The organism is Microbacterium oryzae (assembly GCF_030406385.1).
Lineage (GTDB): Bacteria > Actinomycetota > Actinomycetes > Actinomycetales > Microbacteriaceae > Microbacterium > Microbacterium oryzae_A.
The window spans coordinates 251,035-274,783 of sequence record NZ_JAUEPM010000003.1 but is presented as its reverse complement, the minus strand read 5'-3'; the positions used below and the strand labels follow the sequence as shown (position 1 = coordinate 274,783).

At 70.7% G+C, this 23,749-nt stretch carries 21 protein-coding genes; 18 read left to right on the top strand and 3 right to left on the bottom strand.

Annotated elements, in window-relative coordinates:
* The 18 genes from QWJ90_RS07360 to QWJ90_RS07275 all read left to right on the top strand — a co-directional run bounded on the left by QWJ90_RS07360 (nt 1) and on the right by QWJ90_RS07275 (nt 20,422).
* Entirely contained in the window at nt 1-1,233 is a 1,233-nt protein-coding gene (locus QWJ90_RS07360) for an allantoate amidohydrolase (RefSeq protein ID WP_290107035.1), read from the top strand.
* Nucleotides 1,234-1,259: 26 nt separating this feature from the next.
* The gene (locus QWJ90_RS07355; RefSeq protein ID WP_290107034.1) at nt 1,260-2,531 is read left to right on the top strand and encodes an ammonium transporter; all 1,272 of its coding nucleotides are present in this window, start codon (nt 1,260-1,262) and stop codon (nt 2,529-2,531) included.
* A gap of 22 nt (nt 2,532-2,553) precedes the next feature.
* Nucleotides 2,554-2,895, top strand: coding sequence for a P-II family nitrogen regulator (locus QWJ90_RS07350; protein ID WP_290107033.1), 342 nt, complete (start codon nt 2,554-2,556; stop codon nt 2,893-2,895).
* A 9-nt stretch (nt 2,896-2,904) separates the two neighbouring features.
* Nucleotides 2,905-3,501 carry a HutD/Ves family protein gene (locus QWJ90_RS07345; RefSeq protein ID WP_290107031.1) on the top strand — a complete coding sequence of 199 codons (597 nt, stop codon included), beginning with the start codon at nt 2,905-2,907 and terminating at the stop codon, nt 3,499-3,501.
* Between the two features lie 9 nt (nt 3,502-3,510).
* On the top strand, nt 3,511-4,113 hold the full coding sequence (coaE, locus tag QWJ90_RS07340) for a dephospho-CoA kinase (protein WP_290107030.1): 603 nt from the start codon (nt 3,511-3,513) through the stop codon (nt 4,111-4,113).
* Complete coding sequence (locus QWJ90_RS07335; protein WP_290107029.1) at nt 4,110-4,865, top strand: LamB/YcsF family protein; 756 nt, start codon at nt 4,110-4,112, stop codon at nt 4,863-4,865. Before coaE ends, QWJ90_RS07335 begins: the two co-directional genes overlap by 4 nt.
* Nucleotides 4,862-6,475, top strand: coding sequence for an urea amidolyase family protein (locus QWJ90_RS07330; protein ID WP_290107028.1), 1,614 nt, complete (start codon nt 4,862-4,864; stop codon nt 6,473-6,475). The genes QWJ90_RS07335 and QWJ90_RS07330 overlap by 4 nt, the downstream gene beginning before the upstream one ends.
* Nucleotides 6,476-6,484: 9 nt before the next feature.
* The gene (uvrB, locus tag QWJ90_RS07325) at nt 6,485-8,572 is read left to right on the top strand and encodes an excinuclease ABC subunit UvrB (RefSeq protein WP_290107027.1); all 2,088 of its coding nucleotides are present in this window, start codon (nt 6,485-6,487) and stop codon (nt 8,570-8,572) included.
* Between the two features lie 370 nt (nt 8,573-8,942).
* The gene (gene uvrA / locus QWJ90_RS07320) at nt 8,943-11,831 is read left to right on the top strand and encodes an excinuclease ABC subunit UvrA (protein ID WP_290107026.1); all 2,889 of its coding nucleotides are present in this window, start codon (nt 8,943-8,945) and stop codon (nt 11,829-11,831) included.
* A gap of 1 nt (nt 11,832) precedes the next feature.
* Entirely contained in the window at nt 11,833-13,785 is a 1,953-nt protein-coding gene (uvrC, locus tag QWJ90_RS07315) for an excinuclease ABC subunit UvrC (RefSeq protein ID WP_290107025.1), read from the top strand.
* Between the two features lie 10 nt (nt 13,786-13,795).
* Nucleotides 13,796-14,665, top strand: coding sequence for an RNase adapter RapZ (rapZ, locus tag QWJ90_RS07310; RefSeq protein ID WP_156241607.1), 870 nt, complete (start codon nt 13,796-13,798; stop codon nt 14,663-14,665).
* A 128-nt stretch (nt 14,666-14,793) separates the two neighbouring features.
* Nucleotides 14,794-15,768 (top strand): DNA-binding protein WhiA, encoded by a 975-nt coding sequence (gene whiA / locus QWJ90_RS07305; RefSeq protein WP_156241606.1) that lies wholly within the window; start codon nt 14,794-14,796, stop codon nt 15,766-15,768.
* Nucleotides 15,769-15,912: 144 nt separating this feature from the next.
* Entirely contained in the window at nt 15,913-16,539 is a 627-nt protein-coding gene (locus tag QWJ90_RS07300; RefSeq protein WP_156241605.1) for a superoxide dismutase, read from the top strand.
* 99 nt (nt 16,540-16,638) lie between these two features.
* Entirely contained in the window at nt 16,639-17,643 is a 1,005-nt protein-coding gene (gene gap / locus QWJ90_RS07295) for a type I glyceraldehyde-3-phosphate dehydrogenase (RefSeq protein WP_290107023.1), read from the top strand.
* Nucleotides 17,644-17,725: 82 nt separating this feature from the next.
* Nucleotides 17,726-18,940, top strand: a complete 1,215-nt coding sequence (locus QWJ90_RS07290) for a phosphoglycerate kinase (protein ID WP_290107022.1) — start codon at nt 17,726-17,728, stop codon at nt 18,938-18,940.
* The gene (gene tpiA, locus QWJ90_RS07285) at nt 18,931-19,722 is read left to right on the top strand and encodes a triose-phosphate isomerase (protein ID WP_290107021.1); all 792 of its coding nucleotides are present in this window, start codon (nt 18,931-18,933) and stop codon (nt 19,720-19,722) included. Before QWJ90_RS07290 ends, tpiA begins: the two co-directional genes overlap by 10 nt.
* A gap of 98 nt (nt 19,723-19,820) precedes the next feature.
* On the top strand, nt 19,821-20,069 hold the full coding sequence (secG, locus tag QWJ90_RS07280) for a preprotein translocase subunit SecG (protein WP_156241601.1): 249 nt from the start codon (nt 19,821-19,823) through the stop codon (nt 20,067-20,069).
* On the top strand, nt 20,069-20,422 hold the full coding sequence (locus QWJ90_RS07275; RefSeq protein ID WP_156241600.1) for an RNA polymerase-binding protein RbpA: 354 nt from the start codon (nt 20,069-20,071) through the stop codon (nt 20,420-20,422). The genes secG and QWJ90_RS07275 overlap by 1 nt, the downstream gene beginning before the upstream one ends.
* A gap of 61 nt (nt 20,423-20,483) precedes the next feature.
* On the opposite strand, the gene pgl is transcribed toward QWJ90_RS07275, so the two are convergent.
* Genes pgl through zwf form a run of 3 tightly spaced genes read right to left on the bottom strand, consistent with a single transcriptional unit; the run spans nt 20,484 to nt 23,733 of the window.
* The gene (gene pgl / locus QWJ90_RS07270; RefSeq protein ID WP_290107020.1) at nt 20,484-21,251 is read right to left on the bottom strand and encodes a 6-phosphogluconolactonase; all 768 of its coding nucleotides are present in this window, start codon (nt 21,249-21,251) and stop codon (nt 20,484-20,486) included.
* Nucleotides 21,251-22,189, bottom strand: coding sequence for a glucose-6-phosphate dehydrogenase assembly protein OpcA (locus QWJ90_RS07265; protein ID WP_290107019.1), 939 nt, complete (start codon nt 22,187-22,189; stop codon nt 21,251-21,253). Before QWJ90_RS07265 ends, pgl begins: the two co-directional genes overlap by 1 nt.
* Nucleotides 22,186-23,733: a glucose-6-phosphate dehydrogenase gene (gene zwf / locus QWJ90_RS07260; RefSeq protein ID WP_290107018.1), complete on the bottom strand. Its 1,548-nt coding sequence runs from the start codon at nt 23,731-23,733 to the stop codon at nt 22,186-22,188. The genes QWJ90_RS07265 and zwf overlap by 4 nt, the downstream gene beginning before the upstream one ends.
* Nucleotides 23,734-23,749 lie beyond the last annotated feature (16 nt).

The following is a 23,749-nucleotide window of genomic DNA, read 5'->3' as shown; positions in this document are numbered from 1 at the left end:
GTGAGCGCACACGGAGACGCGAACGCGCTGCTGGCGGAGATCGCGCACATCGGAGTCGACGCGGCGCGGGGCGGCTACACGCGTCTGGTCTTCTCGCCCGCCGAGATGACGCTCCGGGAATGGTTCATGCAGCAGGCCGTGGCACGCCGTCTGGACGTCGAGACGGACGGCAACGGCATCATGTGGGCGTGGTGGGACGTCCCCGGTCGCGATCACGGCGATCGCCGCGACGCCATCATCACGGGCTCGCACCTCGACTCGGTGCCCGGCGGGGGCGGCTTCGACGGCCCCCTCGGCGTCGTCAGCGCGCTCGCCGCGGTGGATCGCCTGCGCAACTGCGGCGTGACGCTCCGGCGTCCGCTCGCGGTGGCGGTGTTCCCCGAGGAGGAGGGCTCCCGCTTCGGCGTCGCATGCCTCGGGTCGAGGCTCCTCGCCGGTGCGGTCGACCCCGAGCGGGTGCGAGGGCTGTCCGACGAGTCCGGCAGGAGCTATGCGCAGGTCGCCGCGGAGGCCGGCTTCGATCCCGCGGCGATCGGGGCCGACGCGGACCGGCTCGGCGCGATCTCGGCCTTCGTCGAGCTGCACGTCGAGCAGGGGCGCGGTCTCGTCGATCTCGGCCACCCCGTCGCGCTCGCGGGGGCGATCATCGCGCATGGGCGCTGGCATGTGCGCATCGAGGGACGCGGCGACCACGCCGGGGCCACCCGGATGGTCGACCGTCAGGACCCCGTCGTGGTCGCCGCCGAGGCCATCCGGAGCGTCAGGGAGCGCACGCTGGCGGTCGACGATGCGCGCGGCACCGTCGGACGCATGAAGGTGACGCCGGGCGGCACGAACGTCATCGCCTCCTCGGCGGACCTCTGGATCGACGTGCGGCATCGGTCAGAGGAGGCGGTGCGCCGCGTCGTCGCCGAGGTGACGGCCGACGCGGAGCGGGCGGCATCCGCGGAAGGGTGCACGGTCGTCGTGACCGAGCAGTCGTTCTCGCCCACGGTCGCCTTCGACGACGACCTGCGCGACCTCATGCGAAGCGCGCTGCCCGCCGCTCCCGTGCTCGACACGGGAGCGGGGCACGACGCGGGCGTGCTCGCCGCAGTCGTCCCCACCGCGATGCTCTTCGTGCGCAACCCCACCGGAGCTTCCCACACCCCCGCCGAGACGGCCGGGGCCGCCGATGTGGCGGCCGGCGTCGACGCACTCACCGCGGTGCTCGAGCGTCTGCTCACCCGCTGATCCAGTTCGAAAGGAAGGAGATCGAGATGGACATCAACTCGCAGGTGAACACCGCGTGGATGCTCACGGCCACGGTCGCCGTCACCCTCATGCTGCCGGGACTCGCGCTGTACTACGGCGGCCTCTCCCGCACGAAGAACATCCTGAACACCATGATGATCGTGTTCGGCGGCTTCGCCGTCACCGCAGTGCTCTGGGTGCTCGTCGGATACGGGCTCACCCTGGGCGACTCCGTCGGCGGCGCCGGCCTGATCGGCGACCCCGTCGGTCTGCTCGGCATCCAATCGCTGCTCGGGGCGGAGACGCCGGAGGGCGCGGTGCCTGCGATCCTCATCGCGGTGTTCCAGCTGATCTTCGCAGGCCTCACGGTGGGCATCATCGGCGGCGCCGTGGAGGGGCGCATGAAGTTCTCGGCGTGGCTCGTCTTCAGCGGGCTCTGGGCGCTGCTCGTCTACTTCCCCGTCGCGCACTGGGTGTTCGCGTTCGACGCGGCCGACGGCTCGACCAAGGGCGGCTGGATCGCCAACGGCATGCACGCGATCGACTTCGCCGGTGGCACCGCCGTGCACATGAACGCAGGCGTCGCGGCGCTCGTGCTCGCGCTGTTCCTCGGGCGTCGTCGCGGCTTCCCCCACGTGGGGCGTCCCGGCAGCCTCCCCATCGCGATCGTGGGCGGCGGGCTGCTGCTCGTCGGATGGTACGGCTTCAATGGAGGCTCGTCGGGCGGGATCAACGACAGCGCGGGAGTGGCCCTCACGAACACGCTGGTCGCCGCATGCGCGGGTGTGCTCGGCTGGCTCGTCATCGAGCGCATCGTGCGCAAGGCGGCGACCTCCCTCGGAGCGATCTCGGGCATGCTCGGAGGTCTCGTCGGCATCACGCCGGCGGCCAACTCGGTCTCGCCGGTGGGTTCGCTCATCATCGGAGCCCTCGCCGGGGTCGTGGCCTTCCTCGCTCTCGGGCTGAAGGAGCGGCTGGGATATGACGATGCACTCGACGCCGTGGCCATCCATCTGCTCCCCGGCATCTTCGGAACGCTCGCGATCGGCTTCCTCGCCGATCCCTCATCGCCGGCCGGCGCGCGGGGCATCCTCTTCGGCGGCAGCTGGAGCCTGCTGGGGACGCAGTTCGTGGCGACCGTCTCGGTCTTCGCGTACACCTTGATCGTGACCGCGCTCATCGCGTGGGTGCTGAAGATCACGATGGGCCTGCGCGTCGATGACGGCGCAGAGGCGGCGGGGCTCGACACGACCCTCCACGCCGAGACCGCCTACCACCTGGACGACGTCCGCTCCTGAGCGCGACAGAGAGGAAACCGACATGAAGCTCATCACCGCAGTGCTGCAGACCAGCGCACTGGGACCGGTCAAGTCCGCGCTCGCGGAGGTCGGCGTGGCCGGCATGACCGTCTACGACGCCAAGGGGCACGGCACGCAGACCGGCAAGGTCGAGGTCTATCGCTCGCAGCGCGTGAAGGTCGACTTCCTGCCGAAGATCAGCCTCGAGATCGTCGTGACCGACGAGAAGCTCGACGCCGCGCTGACCGCGATCCAGGAGGCGGCGCGTACGGGTGCGATCGGCGACGGCAAGATCTGGGTCACCGACGTGCTGCAGGTCATCCGCGTGCGCACGGGCGAGACCGGGCCGACGGCCGTCGAGTAGGGCCGCGGGATGGGACGCCAGCACCGGGAGGGGCCCGCGATCGTCCGGCTGTGCGACGTGGCGCCGGAGGCCTGGTCGAACGGCCTCGGCCTCACCCGCGTGCTGGTGTCTCGCCCCGCCTGGCGTCTGAGCGTGGCGGAGATCGCGGGGCGGGCGCCGTTCTCGGCGCTTCCGGGGCTCGATCGCGTGCTCATCCCGCTGAGCGACGAGGGTCTCGTTCTCGATATCGAGGGCGAGGTGCACCGTGTGCCCCGGCACACCGCCATCTCGTTCCGCGGCGAGAACCGGGTCGTCGCGGAAGCGGAGGGGCGGGCCGTTCGCGTCTTCAACGTGATGGTGTGGCGCTCGGCGGCGCGGGTCGAGACCGTCGTCGGACCGACGCCCCCGCTCGATGGTGCATCGGCGGTCGCCGTGCTGTCCGGATCGGCGGCGCATGGCTCCGGTCCCGTCTCCGCACCGGCGGTGATCCTCCCCGCCGACGGCGGGGGCACCGCCTCGTGCAGACCGCTCTCATCCGAGACGGTTCTCGCGGCCATCCGCGTGACCGGCCGAACCGGCGGACCGACGCAGGAGAGCCGAGCCGCCGCCATCCGCTCGCCCTTCTAGACTGACCGCATGCCACTCGTCGCACTCACCGGGGGGATCGCCTCGGGCAAGTCGACCATCGCACGTCGGCTCGCCGAGCACGGCGCCGTCGTCGTCGATGCGGATGCGCTCGTCCGCGAGCTGCAGGCGCCCGGTCAGCCCGTGCTCGCCGCGATCGCCGAGGAGTTCGGGCCGGAAGTCCTGACCGCCGACGGCGCACTCGACCGCGCGGCCCTGGGAGGCGTCGTCTTCGGCGACCGCGAGCGTCTCGCCCGGCTCAACGCCATCGTGCATCCGGCAGTGAAGGAGGAGTCGCAGCGCCGCTTCCGCGCCGCGCTTGAAGCCGACCCGCGCACGGTCGTCGTGTACGACGTGCCGCTTCTCGCCGAGGCGCGCGGCGCGGGAGAGTGGGATCGCGTCGTCGTCGCCCACGCGTCCGCGGACATCCGCCGCAGCCGGCTCGTCGAGCAGCGCGGGATGACGGAGACCGACGCGGCCGCGCGCATCGCGAACCAGGCGGGCGACGACGAGCGCCTCGCGCTCGCCGACGTCGTCATCGACACCTCCGGCACGCTCGACGACACGCGCGCGCAGGCCGATGAGCTGTGGCGGTCGCTCACCGCCGGGCCGTGATCGATCTCAACTCCGACCTGGGCGAGAACGCACCGGGCCGTGTCGTGAGCGACGACGAGGCGATGCTCGACGTCGTCACGAGCGCGAACGTCTCGTGCGGAGCGCACGCCGGAACGCCGCGCGGCATCCGCGCGACGCTCACCGCGGCCGCGTGCCGCGGCGTCGCGGTCGGCGCGCACCCCGGCTATCGCGACCGGGAGGGGTTCGGCCGCCGTTCGCTCGATGTCAGCGCCGCCGCGCTGCAGGCCGATCTCGAGGTGCAGCTCGCCGACCTGTCGCGAATGGCCGGAGCCGCGCGGACGAGGGTCCGATACGTCAAGCCGCACGGCGCGCTCTACAACGACGCAGTCGTCGACGCGACCCGCGCGCGGACCATCGTGGCGGCCATCCGCGCGGTGGACCCGACGCTGCCCGTCCTCGGACTCGCGGGCAGCGTGCTGCTCGACGAGGCCGCCCGCGCGGGGCTCGGCACGGCGACCGAAGCGTTCGCCGACCGCGCCTACCTCCCCTCGGGTGCCCTGGTGCCGCGCGGCGAGCCGGATGCCGTGCTGCACGACGCCGACGAGGTGGCGCAGCGGATGGCCCGGCTCGTTCGAGACGGGGCGGTGACGGCGGCCGATGGGACGGTGCTGCGTGTGCGGGCGGACTCGATCTGCGTGCACGGCGACAGCCCCGGCGCGGTGGCGATGGCCGCCGCCGTCCGGCGGGTGCTCGAGGCGGAGGGCATCCCGATCGCGCCGTTCGCGCCATGAGGAGGGTGCTGCCGGCCGGGGACCGCGCGCTGCTCGTCGAGCTCGCCGACCTGGACGAAGCCGAGCGGCTGCACGCGGCGCTCGCCGCAGCGGAGCTGCCGGGTGTCGAGGAGCTCGTGCCGGCGGCGCGCACGGTCCTCGTGAGGTGCGACCTGCGGCGCCGTGCGGACGTGGCCACGGCTATCCGCTCGCTGCCGCTCGTCGCGTCGGCGCCGGTCGTGGGGCGCGAGGTGGAGATCCCCGTGCACTACGACGGCGAAGACCTCGGGGAGGTGGCTGCGCACCTCGGCGTGAGCGCGGCGGAGCTCGTGAGGCGGCACACCGGCGCGCACTGGCGGGTCGCGTTCACCGGATTCGCGCCGGGCTTCGGCTACCTCGTCTGCGACGACCCGCTGTTCGACGTGCCGCGCCGGTCCGCACCGCGCGTCCGGGTGCCGCGCGGGGCCGTCGCGCTCGCCGGCCCGTACTCGGGCGTCTATCCGCGCGAGAGCCCCGGCGGCTGGCAGCTCGTCGGCCGGACCGACGCGGAGCTCTGGAACGTAGACCGTGACCCGCCCGCGCTCCTCGCGCCGGGTGCCTTGGTGAGGTTCACGGTCGCCGGCGCGTCGCAGCCGGCGCGCACCCCCTCGCGGCCGGCGCCGGCGACCCGCCGCGTGGACATGCCGGGGGACCGGAGCACGGCGCCTGCGATCGAGGTCGTCGACCCGGGGCTGCAGCTGCTCGTGCAGGACCTCGGCCGCCCCGGCCGCGCCGACCTCGGGGTCGCCGAGTCGGGCGCCGCGGACCGGCGCGCCCATCGCGCCGCGCAGCACGCGGTGGGGAACCCGCCCGACGCGGCCGCGCTCGAGCTGCTGGCGGGCGGCGCGACGCTGCGCTTCCGCGGCGCGGGTGTGATCGCGCTGGCGGGCGCCGACGTCGGCGCCACCCTGGTGCACCCGGATGGCGCGAACGAGGCGGTGCCTCTGGAGACTCCGGTCGCGGCCGGCGACGGCGACGAGCTCGTCGCCGACTGGGCCCGGCGCGGGCTGCGCACCGTGATCGCGGTCCGCGGCGGGATCGCCCTCACCCCCGAGCTCGGCAGCCTCGCGACCGACACGCTCGCCGGTCTCGGGTCACGGGAGCGGGGCGCGCGGCCCCTGCGGGCGGGCGACATCGTGCCGCTGCGGGGGCCGGCGGCCGTCCGCGAGGCCGTGGCGGTGCCATCCCCCGCGTCGCCGCCGCGCCTGCCCGCGGCGGGGGAGACGGTCGTGCTGCGGGTCGTCCTCGGGCCGCGCGCCGACTGGTTCGCGGGGGATGGCCGGCGCCGCTTCCTCGAGGACGAGTGGACGGTGACGCAGCGATCGGACCGCGTCGGCGTGCGGCTGGAGGGAGCGCGCGGTCTCGAGCGCGTGATGACCGGGGAGCTGCCCAGCGAGGGGACGGTGGCGGGAGCCGTGCAGGTGCCGCCGCACGGCCATCCGGTCGTCCTGCTGCGCGACCGTCCCGTCACGGGCGGATACCCCGTGATCGCGTGCGTGGTGACGGCCGACCTCGATCTCGCCGCGCAGACGCCGCCCGGAGCGCGCGTCCGCTTCCGCCCGACCGCCCTCGATGTCGGAGGCCCCTTCTAGGCTGGAAGCATGCAGACCACACGCAGCGTCCGGCCCTTCGAGGTGGTGAGCGAGTACCTGCCGAGCGGTGACCAGCCGAAGGCGATCGCCGAGCTCGCCGCGCGCATCAACGCGGGTGAGACCGACGTCGTGCTGCTGGGCGCCACGGGCACCGGCAAGTCCGCGACGACCGCGTGGCTCATCGAGCAGGTGCAGCGGCCGACGCTCGTGCTCGCGCACAACAAGACGCTCGCCGCGCAGCTGGCGAACGAGTTCCGCGACCTCATGCCGAACAACGCCGTCGAGTACTTCGTCTCGTACTACGACTACTACCAGCCCGAGGCGTACGTGCCGCAGACGGACACCTTCATCGAGAAGGACTCGTCCATCAACGCCGAGGTCGAGCGGCTGCGGCACTCGACGACCAACACGCTGCTCAGTCGTCGCGACGCGGTCGTCGTCAGCACGGTCTCCTGCATCTACGGTCTGGGATCGCCCGAGGAGTATCTGCGCGCGCTCATCGCGCTGCAGGTGGGGGAGCGGTACGACCGCGACGCGATCATCCGGCAGTTCGTCGCGATGCAGTACAACCGCAACGACGTCGACTTCTCGCGCGGCAACTTCCGCGTCCGCGGCGACACGATCGAGATCATCCCCGTCTACGAGGAGTTCGCCATCCGCATCGAGCTGTTCGGCGACGAGATCGAGGCGCTCTACAAGCTGCACCCCCTCACCGGCGACGTGATCGAGCGGATGGACGCGGTCGCCATCTTCCCCGCCACCCACTACGCGGCCGGCACCGACACCATCCAGCGCGCCATCAAGACGATCGAGGTGGAGCTGGCGGAGCGGCTGCAGGAGTTCGAGAAGCAGGGGAAGCTGCTCGAGGCGCAGCGGCTGAAGATGCGCACGACGTTCGACCTCGAGATGCTCGAGCAGCTGGGCTTCTGCTCCGGCATCGAGAACTACTCGCGGCACCTCGACCAGCGCGCGCCCGGGCAGCCGCCGCACACGCTGCTCGACTTCTTCCCCGACGACTTCCTGCTCGTCATCGACGAGTCGCACGTGACCGTCCCGCAGATCGGCGCGATGTACGAGGGCGATGCGTCGCGCAAGCGCACGCTGGTGGAGCACGGCTTCCGCCTGCCGAGCGCCATGGACAACCGCCCGCTGCGCTGGGACGAGTTCAAGGAGCGGATCGGTCAGACCGTCTACCTGTCGGCGACGCCGGGCAAGTACGAGATGGGCATCGCCGACGGCGTCGTGGAGCAGATCATCCGTCCCACGGGGCTCGTCGACCCCGAGATCGTCGTCAAGCCCTCCAAGGGACAGATCGACGACCTGCTCGAGGAGATCCGCCTGCGCGTCGAGCGCGACGAGCGCGTGCTCGTCACGACGCTCACGAAGAAGATGTCGGAGGAGCTGACCGACTTCCTCGGCGAGCACGGCGTGCGGGTGCGCTATCTGCACTCCGACGTCGACACCCTGCGTCGCGTCGAGCTGCTCACCGAGCTGCGGCAGGGCGTGTACGACGTGCTCGTCGGCATCAACCTGCTCCGCGAGGGACTCGACCTTCCCGAGGTGTCGCTGGTGGCCATCCTCGACGCCGACAAGGAGGGGTTCCTGCGCTCGGGCACCTCGCTCATCCAGACGATCGGCCGCGCAGCGCGCAACGTCTCGGGTCAGGTGCACATGTACGCCGACACGATGACCGACTCGATGCGCAAGGCGATCGACGAGACCGAGCGTCGCCGCGAGATCCAGATCGCGTACAACCTCGAGAACGGCATCGACCCGCAGCCGCTGCGCAAGAAGATCGCCGACATCACCGACGCGATCACGCGCGAGGAGGCCGACACGGCCGACCTGCTGTCCAAGCGCGACGCGGGGCGCACGAAGTCGGGCAAGGGCAAGGGCAAGGCTCCCACTCCCGTGCGCAAGCGCGAGGGCATCGCGGCCGAGGGTGCCAACCAGCTGGAGGAGACCATCGCGGACCTCACGCAGCAGATGCTGGCGGCGGCGGAGGAGCTCAAGTTCGAGCTCGCCGGACGCCTTCGCGACGAGGTGCAGGACCTCAAGCGCGCGCTGCGGCAGATGGAGAAGGCCGGTCACGCCTGAACGAACGGTCCGTGCCGGCCACGCTCGGCACGGACCGGGAGACGCTCACTCCTCCGGGCAGCGCAGCTCGCCGTCGCGCTCGACGTGGTCGATGCGCGGGTGGCCGCACTGGACGCACGGCGAACCAGGGCCGTCCCGGCGGGGCGGTCCGTGTCTCACTCGGCGCGGTTTCCCCGGCGCGTATGCCGCCGGAAGTGAGACACGGGCGGCCGGCGGGGCGGTCCGTGTCTCACTCGGCGCGGTTTCCCCGGCGCGTATGCCGCCGGGAGTGAGACACGGCGACGAGAGCCCGGGCGCCGCGTCTTCGAGTCGGCTGAGGGAAGCGTCGAACAAAGGTCCGCGTGTCCGTGGCGGTCCTTAGGATTGTGAGGTGCCCATCATCCCCGTCGCCTCGCCCGGAAAGATCAGTGTCCGCGGTGCCCGCGTGCACAATCTCAAGAACGTCGACCTCGACATCCCGCGCGACTCCCTCGTCGTGTTCACGGGCCTCTCGGGCTCCGGCAAGTCGAGCCTCGCATTCGACACCATCTTCGCCGAGGGGCAGCGCCGCTACGTCGAGTCGCTGAGCGCCTACGCCCGCCAGTTCCTCGGGCAGGTCGACCGCCCCGACGTCGACCTCATCGAGGGGCTGAGCCCCGCCGTCTCCATCGACCAGAAGTCGACGAACCGCAACCCGCGCTCGACAGTCGGCACGATCACCGAGATCTACGACTACCTCCGCCTCCTCTGGGCGCGCATCGGCGTGCCGCACTGCCCGCAGTGCGGTGAGCGCATCCAGCGCCAGACGGTGCAGCAGATCGCCGACCAGCTGATGACCCTCGAGGAGGGCACGCGCTACCAGGTCGTCGCGCCGGTGGTGACGCAGAAGAAGGGCGAGTTCGTCGACCTCTTCAAGGAGCTCGCCGCCAAGGGCTACGCCCGCGCAGTCGTGGATGGCGAGCTCGTCCAGCTCGCGGAGCCGCCGGTTCTCAAGAAGTCCTACAAGCACGACATCGCCGTCGTCGTCGACCGCCTCGTCGCCCGGGGCGACATCCTCGGCCGCGTGACGGACTCGGTGGAGACCGCGCTCGGCCTCGCCGGCGGCGTGCTGCAGGTGAACTTCGTCGACGAGGAGGGGGACGACGCCTGGCAGTCCTTCTCGGAGCGGCTCGCGTGCCCGAACGGCCACGCACTGCAGCTGACCGAGATCGAGCCGCGCACCTTCTCCTTCAACGCGCCCTTCGGCGCCTGCCCCGCGTGCTCCGGCCTCGGCACCCGCATGTCGGTCGACGTCGAGCTCATGCTAGGCGATGAGGAGCTGTCCATCCGCGAGGGCGTCATCGTCCCGTGGACGACACAGGGCAAGGGCCTCTTCCAGTACTACGAGCGCCTGCTCGAGGGGCTGTCCGACGAGATGAACTTCTCGCTCGACACCCCCTGGCGCGCTCTGGCGCAGGACGTGAAGGACGCCGTTCTCCTCGGCCAGGACTACCAGGTCAACGTGCGGTTCAAGAACCGCTGGGGCCGCGAGGTGCGGTACGCGAGCGGATTCGAGGGCGTCGTGCCCTACATCGAACGCCAGTACGCGCAGGCGGAGACCGACACCACGCGGTCGCGCTGGGCGGAGTACCTCCGCGAGGTGCCGTGCCCCGTCTGCAACGGCGCGCGTCTGAAGCCCGAGGTGCTCGCGGTGAAGGTGGACGGGCGCTCGATCGCCGAGGCCGCCGATCTCAGCCTCGAGGACACCCTGGCGATGATGAACGAGGTGGTGCTCACCGACCGCGAGAAGCAGATCGCCGCGCAGATCCTCCGCGAGATCCGCGTGCGCCTGGAGTTCCTCATCCAGGTCGGCCTGAACTACCTGACGCTCAGCCGCGCCGCCGGCTCGCTCTCGGGCGGCGAGGCGCAGCGCATCCGCCTCGCCACGCAGATCGGCACCGGCCTCACGGGCGTGCTGTACGTGCTCGACGAGCCGTCGATCGGGCTCCACCAGCGCGACAACCGCCGCCTCATCGACACGCTCGTGACGTTGCGCGACCTCGGCAACACCCTCGTCGTCGTCGAGCATGACGAGGAGACGATCGAGGCGTCGGACTGGGTCGTCGACATCGGACCCCGCGCGGGCATCGAAGGCGGCGAGGTCATCCACTCCGGCCCCTTCACGGCCCTCGTGCAGGACGAGCGCTCGCTCACGGGCGACTACCTCTCGGGGCGCCGCGCGATCGAGACGCCGAAGAAGCGCCGGAAGATCGACCGCAAGCGCATGCTGACGGTCGTCGGGGCACGCGCCAACAACCTCCGCAACGTCACCGCCGACTTCCCCCTCGGAGTGCTGACCGCGGTCACCGGCGTGAGCGGCTCGGGCAAGTCCACGCTCGTGAACGACATCCTCTACGAGGTTCTCGCTCAGCGTCTGAACGGCGCCCGCACCGTCCCCGGCAAGCACACGCGCGTCACGGGACTCGAGCACCTCGACAAGGTCGTGCACGTCGATCAGGCGCCCATCGGCCGCACGCCGCGGTCGAACCCCGCCACCTACACGGGCGTCTTCGACCGCATCCGCAACCTCTTCGCCGACACCCCCGAGGCGAAGGTGCGCGGCTACAAGGCGGGCCGCTTCAGCTTTAACGTCAAGGGCGGCCGCTGCGAGGCGTGCTCCGGTGACGGCACGCTGAAGATCGAGATGAACTTCCTCCCCGACGTGTACGTCGACTGCGAGGTGTGCCACGGCAAGCGCTACAACCGGGACACGCTCCAGGTGCACTACAAGGGCAAGAACATCGCCGAGGTCCTCGAGATGTCCATCGCCGAGGCCGAGCAGTTCTTCGAGCCGATCCAGGCCATCCACCGCTACATGAAGACGCTCGTCGACGTCGGCCTCGGCTACGTGCGTCTGGGGCAGGCCGCCACCACGCTGTCGGGCGGCGAGGCGCAGCGCGTGAAGCTCGCGACCGAGCTCCAGCGGCGCAGCAACGGCCGTTCGATCTACGTGCTCGACGAGCCGACCACGGGTCTGCACTTCGAGGACGTCCGGAAGCTCCTCCAGGTGCTGAACGGACTCGTCGACAAGGGCAACAGCGTGCTCGTCATCGAGCACAACCTCGACGTCATCAAGTCCGCCGACTGGATCGTCGACCTGGGCCCCGAGGGCGGCTCCGGCGGCGGCACGATCGTCGCCACGGGCACGCCGGAGCAGGTGGCGAAGAACGAGGCCAGCCACACCGGTGCGTTCCTCGCCGAGGTGCTCGGGATGGCCGAACGGCAGCGCAAGGCGGGCTGACGTGGCCGATCAGCTGCCCTACAAGCCGAAGCCGGGGGAGATCCCGACGAACCCGGGTGTGTACCGCTTCCGGGACGCGAACGGGCGCGTGCTCTACGTCGGCAAGGCGAAGAACCTGCGTCAGCGGCTCTCGAACTACTTCGCGCCCCTGCACACGCTGCATGAGCGCACCCGACGGATGGTCACGACGGCGGCCTCCGTGGAGTGGACGGTCGTGCCGACCGACGTCGACTCGCTGCAGCTCGAGTACCAGTGGATCAAGGAGTTCGATCCGCCGTTCAACGTCAAGTACCGCGACGACAAGTCGTATCCCTTCCTCGCTGTCACCCTCGGGGACGAGGCGCCGCGGGTGATGGTCACGCGCAACCACCGGATCCCCGGCGCGAAGTACTTCGGGCCGTACCCGAAGATCTGGGCGGTGCGCGACACGATCGACCTCATGATCAAGGTGTTCCCCATCCGCACCTGCAGCGACGCGTCGTACAAGCGCGCCATGCAGACGGGGCGGCCCTGCTTCCCCGGGCAGATCGGCAAGTGCGGCGGGCCCTGCTCGCACCGTGTCACGATCGCCGAGCACCGCGCCATGGTCGACGACTTCGTGGCGTTCATGAACGGCGGCGACGAGCGCTTCACACGCGAGCTCACCGCGCGGATGAAGGCAGCCGCGGCCGCGATGGACTACGAGCAGGCCGCGATCTACCGCGACAAGCTCGCCTCGATCGACGCCGTCCTCAACAAGAGCGCGATGGTCCTTCCCGACGACGCGGATGCCGACCTCTTCGGCATCGCCGAGGATGAGCTCTCCGCCGCGGTGCACCACTTCGTCATCCGCGGCGGCCGCGTGCGCGGAGTGCACTCCACCACGATCGACAAGGAGCTCGACATCTCGGGCCCCGAGCTCGTGGATCAGATCCTGCAGCGCGTCTACGGCGACGCCGCGCCCGCCGACGTCCCGCGGCGGGTGCTCGTGCCGACGCTGCCGCCCGACGCCGAGGAGATCGAGCAGTGGCTCGCGAGCCGGCGCGGGAAGCGCGTCGAGGTCGCCGTCGCGCAGCGCGGGCAGCGCGCAGAGCTCATGCGCAACGCCACGCTGAACGCCACGCAGGCGCTCCTGCGGCACAAGACCCGGCGCACGAGCGATTACGCCGCGCGATCCCAGGCGCTCGCGGACCTGCAGGAGGCGCTCGGCATGGACGAGGCGCCGCTGCGGATCGAGTGCTACGACATCTCGCACCTGCAGGGCACCAACGTCGTGGGCTCCATGGTCGTGTTCGAGGACGGCCTGCCGCGCAAGGATCAGTACCGCTCGTTCTCCATCGCGGAGACGACCGACGACACCGACTCGATGCACCAGGTGCTCACCCGTCGGCTGGCGCACCTCGATCGACCGGAGGAGGCGGCCCCTGACGCCGCCGAGCTCGCCACCAGCGACGCGGACGACGTCGTGACAGCGCCGAGCAAGCGGCGGCGCTTCGCGTACCCGCCCCAGCTGCTCGTCGTCGACGGCGGGCAGCCGCAGGTGGCCGCCGCGGCGCGCGCCCTGCGCGAGTCCGGGCACGAGGAGATCGCCCTGTGCGGCATCGCGAAGCGGCTGGAGGAGCTGTGGCTCCCCGGCGAGGACTACCCGGTCATCCTGCCGCGCACGTCCGAGGCGCTGTACCTCGTGCAGCGCCTGCGCGACGAGGCGCACCGGTTCGCGATCACGCATCAGCGCAAGCGGCGCCGCCGTGACATCCAGTCCGTCCTCAGCGAGATCCCCGGGCTCGGCGAAGCGCGCATCCGGGCCCTGCTGCGGCATTTCGGGTCGGTGACCGCACTGCGGGCGGGCACTGTCGAGCAGATCGAGGAGCTGCCGGGGATCGGCCCCAAGCTCGCCGCGACGATCTACGAGCACCTGCATCGGGATGACGCCCGCGAGCCCGCGGTCGACGCGCCGGTCGCAGATGGTCGGTAGGCTGGCCCCGATGAACGAGGCAGCGGGCGAGGTTCTGATCGTGACCGGCATGAGCGGCGCTGGTCGCTCGACGGTGGCCAACGCGCTCGAGGACCTCGACTGGTACGTCGTCGACAACCTGCCGCCGCAGATGATGCGGCCGCTCCTCGACCTCTCGGCCCGACTGGGGGACGAGCTGCCCCGCGTCGCGGCCGTGGTCGATGTGCGGGGGCGCGACCTCTTCGCGGACTTCCCGGCCACGACGCAGGCGCTGCGCGAGCGCAACAACCTCCGGGTGATCTTCCTCGACGCGTCGGATGACGTGCTGGTCCGCCGCTTCGAGGCCGTCCGCCGGCCGCACCCGCTGCAGGGCGACGGCACCCTCCTCGACGGCATTCGCCGTGAGCGGGAGATCCTCGCGCCCGTGCGGACGAACGCCGACATCATCATCGACACCTCGACGTACAACATCCACCAGCTCGCGACGCATGTCACCGACCTCGTGCGCGAGGAGGGCGCCCCGCGACACCGCGTGACGGTGATGAGCTTCGGGTTCAAGTACGGGCTCCCGCCCGACGCCGACCTCGTCGCCGATATGCGGTTCCTCCCGAACCCGTTCTGGAACGATGACCTGCGCGACCTCAACGGGCAGGATGGCCCGGTGAGCGACTACGTGATGGAGCGGGAGGGCGCACGGGAGTTCCTCGACGCGTACGCCGAGGCGCTTCGGCCGGTGCTCGAGGGCTACCAGCGCGAGAACAAGAACCACTCCACCGTGGCCGTCGGATGCACGGGCGGCAAGCACCGCTCGGTCGCCATGGCGCTGGCCCTGGCGGAGCGGCTGAAGGACGTCCCCGGCGTCGCCGTGCGCGTGCGCCATCGCGATCTCGGGCGGGAGTAGCTCCACCACGGCGAGGTCATAACGCCACCGGCTGGGAGTTCCCACCCGGTGGTCCCAGGGGTATGGCGGATAAGCTTGACCCTTGCGCCAAAATGAGCGCATCGCCGTCTTCGAGAGTGGGGAAATCCGTGTCACTGACCGCCGATGTCAAGGCAGAGCTGATCACCGTCAGGGACCCGCGTCCTTCGGTTCGGATCGCTGAGACGACGGCGCTGCTGCGGTTCTCGGGCGGCCTGCACTCCATCGCCGGACGCGTTGCGGTCGAGGCCGAGGTCGACTCGCCCAACCTCGCGCGCCGCGTCGCGCGGGACATCGCCGAGATCTACGGCGTGCGCCCCGAGATCGCCCACATCCAGGGCTCCGGCTCCCGCGACGGCGAGCACTTCGCCGTGCGCGTCGTGGACGGCGGCGAGACGCTCGCGCGCCAGACCGGGCTGCTCGACCAGCGTCGCCGCCCCGTCCGCGGGCTGCCGAACCGTCTCACCACCGGCACTCGCGAGGATCTCGCCGCCATCTGGCGCGGAGCCTTCCTCGGCGCGGGGAGCCTCTCCGAGCCTGGTCGCTCGGCGTCGCTCGAGGTCGCCTGCCCGACGGGTGAGGCGGGGATGGCCATCGTCGGCGCCGCCGGCCGCATCGGCATCTCCGCGAAGGCCCGTGAGGTGCGCGGCGTGCCGCGCGTGGTCATCCGCGAGGCCGAGGGCATCCGCGGCATGCTGCAGGCGATCGGCGCCGTGAACGTCGCCGCCGAATGGGACCAGATGCGCCAGCGCCGCGAGGTGCGCGCCGGCGTGAACCGCCTCGTGAACTTCGACGACGCGAACCTCCGCCGCTCGGCGCAGGCAGCCGTCGCCGCCTGCGCGCGCGTCGAGCGCGCCCTGGAGATCCTCGGCGAGGACGTGCCGGAGCATCTCCGCGAGGCCGGGGCGCTTCGCCTCGCGCACCGCGACGCGAGCCTCGACGAGCTCGGGCACCACGCCGAGCCGCCCCTCACGAAGGACGCCGTCGCGGGCCGCATCCGCCGCCTGCTGGCGATGGCCGACAAGCGCGCCGAGCAAGATGGCATCCCCGGCACGCAGGCGGCCGTCCCCGTCGGAGCGGAGTGACGTCCCACCCGTCGGCTCCGGCCATCCGCAGGACCCGACCGGGCCATCCGTCACTAGGATGAGAGGGAACCCTCCGTTCGCGGCAGCGGCGGAGGCACCGGTCAGCGCCGCGCGACGGCGCCGAGAGATGGGAAGAATCGACGCATGGCGAAGTACACGCTTCCGGAGCTCACCTACGACTACGCGGCGCTCGAGCCGCACATCAGCGGCCGGATCATGGAGCTGCACCACTCCAAGCACCACGCGACCTACGTCGCCGGTGCGAACACCGCCCTCGAGCAGCTCGCGGAGGCCCGCGCGACGGGCAACTTCGCGAATGTGAACAAGCTCGAGAAGGACCTGGCGTTCAACCTCGGCGGCCACACCAACCACTCGATCTTCTGGACGAACCTCACCCCGGAGGGCCAGGAGCGTCCGGAGGGCGAGATCGCCGCGGCGATCGAGGAGCACTTCGGCGGCTTCGAGGGCTTCCAGGGCCAGTTCAACGCCGCGGCGCTCGGCATCCAGGGCTCCGGCTGGGCGGGTCTCTTCTGGGACTCGATCGGCCAGCAGCTCATCATCCAGCAGTTCTTCGACCAGCAGCAGCAGCTCGTCGCCGGAACCGTGCCGGTGCTGCTCCTCGACATGTGGGAGCACGCCTTCTACCTCGACTACCAGAACGTCAAGGCTGACTACGTCAAGGCGTTCTGGAACATCGTCAACTGGGACAACGTCCAGCAGCGTCTCGCCACCGCGCGCGAGAAGACCACGGGTCTCCTGGTAGCGTCCTGAGTGACACGGCCGTCCGACGCGGGGTGCGAGCCCGCCCGGACGGCCTTCCCCTCCACCGCGCCTGTGCGGGCGCACCTACGAAATTCAGGAGAAGACCCAGTGTCTGTTCGGATCGGAATCAACGGCTTCGGTCGTATCGGCCGCAACTACCTCCGCGCGGCTCTCGCGCAGGGGGCTGACCTCGAGATCGTCGCCGTCAACGACCTCACCGACAACAAGACCCTCGCGCACCTGCTCAAGTACGACTCGATCCTGGGCGTGCTGAACGAGGAGGTCACCTACGACGAGGAGTCGATCACCGTCGGCGGCCGTCGCATTGCGGCGCTCGCGGAGCGCGACCCCGCCGCCCTGCCGTGGGGCGAGCTCGGCGTGGACATCGTCATCGAGTCCACCGGCCGCTTCACCAACGCCGACCTCGCGCGCAAGCACATCGAGGGCGGCGCGAAGAAGGTCCTCATCTCGGCTCCCGCCAAGGGCGAGGACGCGACGTTCGTGCTCGGCGTCAACGAGCACGAGTACGACCACGACAACCACCACATCATCTCCAACGCGTCGTGCACCACGAACTGCCTCGCGCCGCTGGCGAAGGTGTTCAACGACAAGTTCGGCATCGTCCGCGGTCTCATGACGACCGTGCACGCGTACACCGCCGACCAGAACCTCCAGGACGGCCCGCACTCCGACCTCCGTCGCGCTCGCGCGGCGGCGCTCAACATCGTGCCGACCTCGACCGGCGCGGCGAAGGCCATCGGCCTCGTGCTGCCGGAGCTGAAGGGCAAGCTCGACGGCTTCGCGCTGCGCGTGCCGGTTCCCACCGGTTCGATCACCGACCTGACCGTCGAGACCGAGCGCGAGCTCACGCTCGATGAGATCAAGGCCGCCTACAAGGAGGCCGCAGAGGGGCCGCTCAAGGGCATCCTCAAGTACACCGAGGACGAGATCGTCTCGAGCGACATCACGCACGACCCGCACTCGTCGATCTTCGACGCGGGCCTGCTGCGCGTCCTCGGCAACCAGGTCAAGCTGTCGGCGTGGTACGACAACGAGTGGGGTTACTCCAACCGCCTCGTCGACCTCACCGAGCTGGTCGCCTCGAAGTTCTGACCCAGCAGGAAGCTCCCGGAGAGCCCGTCGGCTTGCGGTGTCCACCGTGCCGGCGGGCTCTCCGCCTGTAGATTGAGAAACGATGTCACTGCGAACACTCGAAACGCTCGGCGATCTCGCCGGGAAGCGCGTCATCATCCGATGCGACTTCAACGTGCCCCTCTCGGACGGCGTCATCACCGATGACGGCCGACTCCGCGCGTCGCTGCCCACGCTCACCGCCCTGCTCGATGCAGGCGCGCGCGTCGTGGCGATCTCGCACCTGGGCCGCCCCAAGGGCGAGCCCGACTCCCAGTACAGCCTGAAGCCGGTCGCCGACCGTCTCGCCGAGCTGCTCGGCCGCCCTGTCGCGTTCGCCACGGACACGGTGGGCGACTCCGCTCGCGAGACCGCGGCGAGCCTCGAGGATGGCCAGATCGCCGTCCTCGAGAACCTGCGGTTCAACGCCGGCGAGACCGCGAAGGACGACGCGGAGCGGGGCGCCTTCGCGGCGCAGCTCGCCGAGCTCGCCGACGTGATGGTCTCGGACGGCTTCGGTGTCGTGCACCGCAAGCAGGCGAGCGTCTACGACCTCGCCCAGCAGCTGCCGAGCGCGGCCGGCCACCTCATCGCCAAGGAGCTCGAGGTCCTCGACACGCTCACCGAGAGCCCGGTGCGCCCCTACACGGTCGTGCTCGGCGGATCGAAGGTGTCCGACAAGCTCGGCGTCATCGACCACCTCCTGCCGCGCGTGGATCGCATCCTCATCGGCGGCGGCATGCTCTTCACCTTCCTCGCGGCTCAGGGGCACAAGGTGGCGTCCAGCCTGCTCGAGAGCGACCAGGTCGAGACCGCGGCCGGGTACATCCGCGCCGCTGCGGAGCGCGGCGTCGATCTCGTCCTGCCGACCGACGTCGTCGTGGCGTCGAAGTTCGGTGCGGACGCCGAGCACGTCGTGACGGCGGCCGATGCCATCGAGGAGTCGCCGTTCGGCACCTCCGGCCTCGGCCTCGACATCGGCCCCGACACGGCCGCCGCCTTCGCGGAGGCCGTGCGCGGGTCGAAGACGGTGTTCTGGAACGGGCCCATGGGTGTCTTCGAGCTCGAGCCGTTCGCGGCCGGCACGAAGGCGGTCGCGCAGGCCCTCACCGAAGTCGACGGCCTCAGCGTCGTGGGTGGCGGGGACTCCGCCGCTGCTGTGCGCCAGCTCGGCTTCGACGATTCCGCTTTCGGTCACATCTCGACCGGCGGCGGCGCCAGCCTCGAATTCCTCGAGGGCAAGAAGCTTCCCGGACTGGAGGTGCTCGGATGGGCATGACGAAGCGGACCCCGCTGATCGCGGGCAACTGGAAGATGAACCTCGACCACCTGCAGGCGGTCGCTCTCGTGCAGAAGCTGCACTGGGCGCTCAAAGACGCGGGGCACGAGGACGGCAGCGTCGAGGTCGCGGTGTTCCCGCCCTTCACCGACCTCCGCAGCGTGCAGACCCTGCTCGACGCCGACAAGATCGCGTTCACCCTCGGTGCGCAGGACCTGTCGACGCACGATGAGGGCGCGTACACGGGTGAGATCTCCGGGGCGTTCCTGAAGAAGCTCGCGGTGTCGCAGGTCATCATCGGCCACTCCGAGCGTCGTGAGTACCACGCCGAGGGCGATGACGTCGTGGCGGCGAAGGTGCAGGCCGCGCTCAAGCACGGACTCGTGCCGGTGATCTGCGTGGGCGAGACCAGCGACGACCTCGAGAAGCACGGCGCGAGCGCGGTTCCCGTCGCTCAGCTGGAGAAGGCGCTGGCGGATGTCCCCGCCGACGCCGACATCGTCGTCGCGTACGAGCCCGTCTGGGCGATCGGGTCCGGCCAGGCCGCGACCCCCGACCAGGCGCAGGAGGTGTGCGCCAAGCTGCGCGAGGTCATCGGCGCGAAGCTCGGCGCCGAGGCGGCCGCGCGCACCCGCGTCCTGTACGGCGGCTCGGTGAAGTCCGCGAACATCGCCTCCTACATGCGCGAGCCCGACGTCGACGGCGCGCTCGTCGGCGGCGCGAGCATCAAGGTCGACGAGTTCGCGGCGATCATCCGGTTCGAGAAGCACGTCGGCGTGTGAGCCGCTGCGGTCCGAGCGCCTCTGCTCGGGCCGCACCGGCCCTCGCCGTATACTGAACTCCGTGCGCGGCGCACGCGCGCACTCATGAAAGGCTCTTCGTGGACGTTCTCGAGTTCATCCTCCAGGTGGTCCTGGGGATCACCAGTCTCCTCCTGACGCTGCTCATCCTGCTCCACAAGGGGCGCGGCGGCGGGCTCTCCGACATGTTCGGCGGCGGGATGTCCCAGGCCGTGGGATCCTCGGGCCTCGCGGAGCGCAACCTGAACTACCTGACGATCATCCTCGCGCTGGTCTGGTTCCTCGCGATCGTGGGCCTCGGGCTCATCACGAAGTTCCAGGTGATCTGATGGCCACCGGCGGAAACGCGATCCGCGGCACGCGCGTGGGATCCGGCCCGATGGGGGAGCAGGACCACGGCCACCAGGCCGACCGCGTCGCGGTGTCCTACTGGGATGCGCTCGGCAACGAGGCTGTGCGCTACTACGCCGCCGGCATCCCCGAGGAGGAGATCCCGGACACCATCGACCATCCGCACTCCGGCCTGCCCGCAGGGCGCGACCGGGAGAACCCGCCAGAGGCCTCCCGCAACGAGCCCTACAAGACGCACCTCGCCTACGTGAAGGAGCGTCGCAGCGACGAGGAGGCAGAGGAGCTGCTCGGCGACGCGCTGCAGAAGCTGCGCGAGAAGCGCGGCCAGTAGCCCATGCGGAAGGCCCCCGATCATCCGATCGGGGGCCTTCCGCATGTGCGCGATCGTGCGATCAGTCTGGATCGATGAGATCGTCCGGCACCTCGGCGGCGGCCGCCTCGTCGGTGAAAACCACCGTCTCCTCCGAGCCGTGGGCGCCGGCTGCGGGCACGGAGGCGTAGCTCGCGCCCGCCATGACGAGTCCCAGCGCGGATGCCTTGTCGGCGCCCGCGAGCACCATCCAGACGCGCGCGGACGCGTTGATCACGGGGCGCGTGAAGGTGATGCGCTCCGGAGGCGGCTTCGGCGAGTTCCGCACCGGCAGCACGGTCGCGTCGACGACGCTCACCTCCTCCCGGTCGGGGAAGAGCGAGGCGATGTGGGCATCCGGACCCACGCCGAGGAAGCAGACGTCGAACGCGGGAGCGGCATGCTCCGGCGACACCGCGAACGCGGCGAGGTCGGCCGCGTACGCCGCCGCCGCCTCATCCAGGCTCACGCCGTCATCCGTCGCGGCGGGCTCGTGAACGTTCTCCGCCGGGATCGCGATCTGCGACAGCAGCGCGCTCCGCGCCTGTCCGGCGTTGCGCTCCGGGTCCGCGCGGGGCACGAAGCGCTCGTCGCTCCACCAGAAGTGCACGAGCGACCAGTCGATGTTGTCCCGCCAGGCGTGCGCGGCGGTGGCCTCGAGGACGGCGACGCCCATCGACCCGCCGGTCAGCGAGACGTGCACGGGGCGCGCCTGCTGCGTGAGCTGCGCGAGCAGACCCACGAAGCGGCTCGCCACGTGCTCCCCGAGGGACGCCTTGTCCGCCTGGACGACGACGCGAGGGTCGGCCATCAGAACTCCTCGGACGCGGGTCCGAGGCGCTCCCAGCCCTCCGTCAGGACACGGCCGTAGAGCAGGTCGGGGTCCAGACGGCGCAGCTCCTCGGCGATGCACTCGCGCAGCGAGCGGCGGGGGAGGAGCAGCACGTGATCGGGCTGTCCGGGCTGGGTGAGGGTCGCGTGAGTGGCGCTGTGGCGCTCCAGGACGATGTCGCCGGAAGCGCGTCGCAGCGTCACCGAGTGGATGCCGTGGTTCCACGCCTCGGGCGATTCGTAGGACCACTCGACGGGCACGTCCAGGGCCATGCCCAGCCAAGCGGCCAGGAGCGCGGTCGACGGCGAGGTCGACGCACCGCGCACCTCGACCGCCGTGACGGGCTCGAAGGGCGGCTGATCGAGCACGGCGGCCAGCTGCTCGCGCCAGCGCGTGAGACGCGTCCAGGCCAGGTCGGTGTCGCCGGGCGTGTACACGAGGTCGAGCTGGCGCAGCCGGTCCGGTGCGTAGGGCGCCGTCGAGGTGTCCGTGATCCGGCGCTGCGCGATGCGGCCGAGCGCATCCTTGCCGGGCCGTGCCGGCGGCTCATCCGGCCACCACACGACGACGGGCGCGTCGGGCAGGAGGAGGCCCGTGATGAGCGTCTCCTCGTTGCTGGCAGCCGGGCCGTAGGCGCGGAGCACGACGACCTCGCTCGCGCCGGCGTCGCCGCCCACGCGGATCTCGGCGTCGAGCTTCGCCTCGCCGCGGGAGTCCGTGACGAGCACGATGACGCGCATCGGGTGCTCGCGCGACGCGTCGTTCGCGGCGTCGATCACGGCTTCGTCGAGCTTGCGCTTCGACTTGATGATGAGCGTCAGCACGCGGCCGAGGGCGACGGCGCCGCCCTCCTCGCGCACCGAGACGAGGCGCTTGGCGATGTCGCTGACGCTTGTGTCGGGAAGATCGATGATCACGGGCGCCTCCAAACGCGGCCGTCACGGGAGAGCAGGGCGTCGGCGGACGCCGGGCCCCACGATCCGGAGTCGTACTGCTCGAGCGGTTCGTCGAGCGACGCCCAGTACCTCTCGACGGGGTCGAGGATCCGCCAGGACAGCTCGACCTCCTCGTGCCGAGGGAACAGCGGCGGATCGCCGAGGAGGACGTCCAGGATGAGTCGCTCGTACGCCTCGGGGCTGGCCTCCGTGAACGCGTGGCCGTATCCGAAGTCCATCGTGACGTCGCGCACGTTGGTGCCGGCACCGGGGACCTTCGAGCCGAACCGCAGGGTCACGCCCTCGTCGGGCTGGACGCGGATGACGAGCGCGTTCTGGCCGAGCTCGCTCGTCTGGCCGCGCGAGAACAGGTGCTCGGGGGCGCGTTTGAACACCACGGCGATCTCGGTGACGCGACGGCCGAGGCGCTTGCCCGTCCGCACGTAGAAGGGCACACCGGCCCAGCGGCGGGTGTTGATGTCGAGCTTGATGGCCGCGTACGTCTCCGTGCGCGACTGCGGGCTCATGCCATCCTCTTCGAGGAAGCCGGTCACCTTCTTGCCGCCCTGCCATCCGCCGGCGTACTGCCCGCGGGCGGTCGCGGTGGACAGATCGGCAGGGAGGGTGACGGCGGCGAGCACCTTCTCCTTCTCCGCGCGAAGGTGCTCGGCGGAGAGGCTGATGGGCTCCTCCATCGCCGTGAGGGCGAGCAGCTGCAGCAGGTGGTTCTGGATGACGTCGCGCGCGGCGCCGACGCCGTCGTAGTACCCAGCGCGACCGCTCACTCCGATGTCCTCGGCCATTGTGATCTGGACGTGGTCGACGTAGTTGCGGTTCCAGATCGGCTCGTACAGTTCGTTGGCGAAGCGCAGGGCCAGGATGTTCTGGACCGTCTCCTTGCCGAGGTAGTGGTCGATGCGGAAGATCGAGTCGGCGGGGAAGGCCGCTTCGAGCGCGTCGTTGAGTGCACGCGCCGATTCGAGGTCGTGCCCGAACGGCTTCTCGATGACGACGCGACGCCAGCGGGAGTCGTCCGGCTTCTCGTCGACGAGCCCCGACTCCAGCAGCTGCTGCGCGACGACGGGGAACGACTTCGGCGGGATCGACAGGTAGAACGCGTGGTTCCCCATCGTGCCGCGCTCGACGTCGAGCGTGTCGACGGTCTCGCGGAGCTTGCGGAATGCGGCCGGGTCGTCGAACTGCCCCTGGACGAACCGGATGCCCTGGGCGAGCTGCTGCCAGGTCTCCTCGCGGTACTCCGTGCGCGCGTACTTCTTGACGGCGTCCTGCACCACCTGCGCGAAGTCCTCGTCCTCCCAATCGCGGCGGGCGAAGCCCACGAGCGCGAATCCGGGCGGCAGGAGGCCGCGGTTGGCGAGGTCGTACACCGCGGGCATGAGCTTCTTGCGCGACAGGTCGCCCGTCACGCCGAAGATCACGAGCGCGCTCGGACCGGCGATGCGATTGAGGCGGCGGTCATCGGGATCGCGGAGCGGATTGCCGCCCCGCGAGATGTCAACGGTCATGAAAGGGAAGACTCCT

Excerpts from the sequence above, each read along its gene's own strand:
- coaE (WP_290107030.1), top strand. The coding sequence starts at position 3,511 with ATGCCACTCGTCGCACTCACCGGGGGGATCGCCTCGGGCAAGTCGACC.
- QWJ90_RS07330 (WP_290107028.1), top strand. The coding sequence starts at position 4,862 with ATGAGGAGGGTGCTGCCGGCCGGGGACCGCGCGCTGCTCGTCGAGCTC.
- pgl (WP_290107020.1), bottom strand. The coding sequence starts at position 21,251 with ATGGCCGACCCTCGCGTCGTCGTCCAGGCGGACAAGGCGTCCCTCGGG.
- tpiA (WP_290107021.1), top strand. The coding sequence starts at position 18,931 with ATGGGCATGACGAAGCGGACCCCGCTGATCGCGGGCAACTGGAAGATG.
- QWJ90_RS07350 (WP_290107033.1), top strand. The coding sequence starts at position 2,554 with ATGAAGCTCATCACCGCAGTGCTGCAGACCAGCGCACTGGGACCGGTC.
- QWJ90_RS07290 (WP_290107022.1), top strand. The coding sequence starts at position 17,726 with ATGTCACTGCGAACACTCGAAACGCTCGGCGATCTCGCCGGGAAGCGC.
- QWJ90_RS07300 (WP_156241605.1), top strand. The coding sequence starts at position 15,913 with ATGGCGAAGTACACGCTTCCGGAGCTCACCTACGACTACGCGGCGCTC.
- QWJ90_RS07355 (WP_290107034.1), top strand. The coding sequence starts at position 1,260 with ATGGACATCAACTCGCAGGTGAACACCGCGTGGATGCTCACGGCCACG.
- rapZ (WP_156241607.1), top strand. The coding sequence starts at position 13,796 with ATGAACGAGGCAGCGGGCGAGGTTCTGATCGTGACCGGCATGAGCGGC.
- zwf (WP_290107018.1), bottom strand. The coding sequence starts at position 23,733 with ATGACCGTTGACATCTCGCGGGGCGGCAATCCGCTCCGCGATCCCGAT.
- uvrB (WP_290107027.1), top strand. The coding sequence starts at position 6,485 with ATGCAGACCACACGCAGCGTCCGGCCCTTCGAGGTGGTGAGCGAGTAC.
- QWJ90_RS07275 (WP_156241600.1), top strand. The coding sequence starts at position 20,069 with ATGGCCACCGGCGGAAACGCGATCCGCGGCACGCGCGTGGGATCCGGC.
- QWJ90_RS07345 (WP_290107031.1), top strand. The coding sequence starts at position 2,905 with ATGGGACGCCAGCACCGGGAGGGGCCCGCGATCGTCCGGCTGTGCGAC.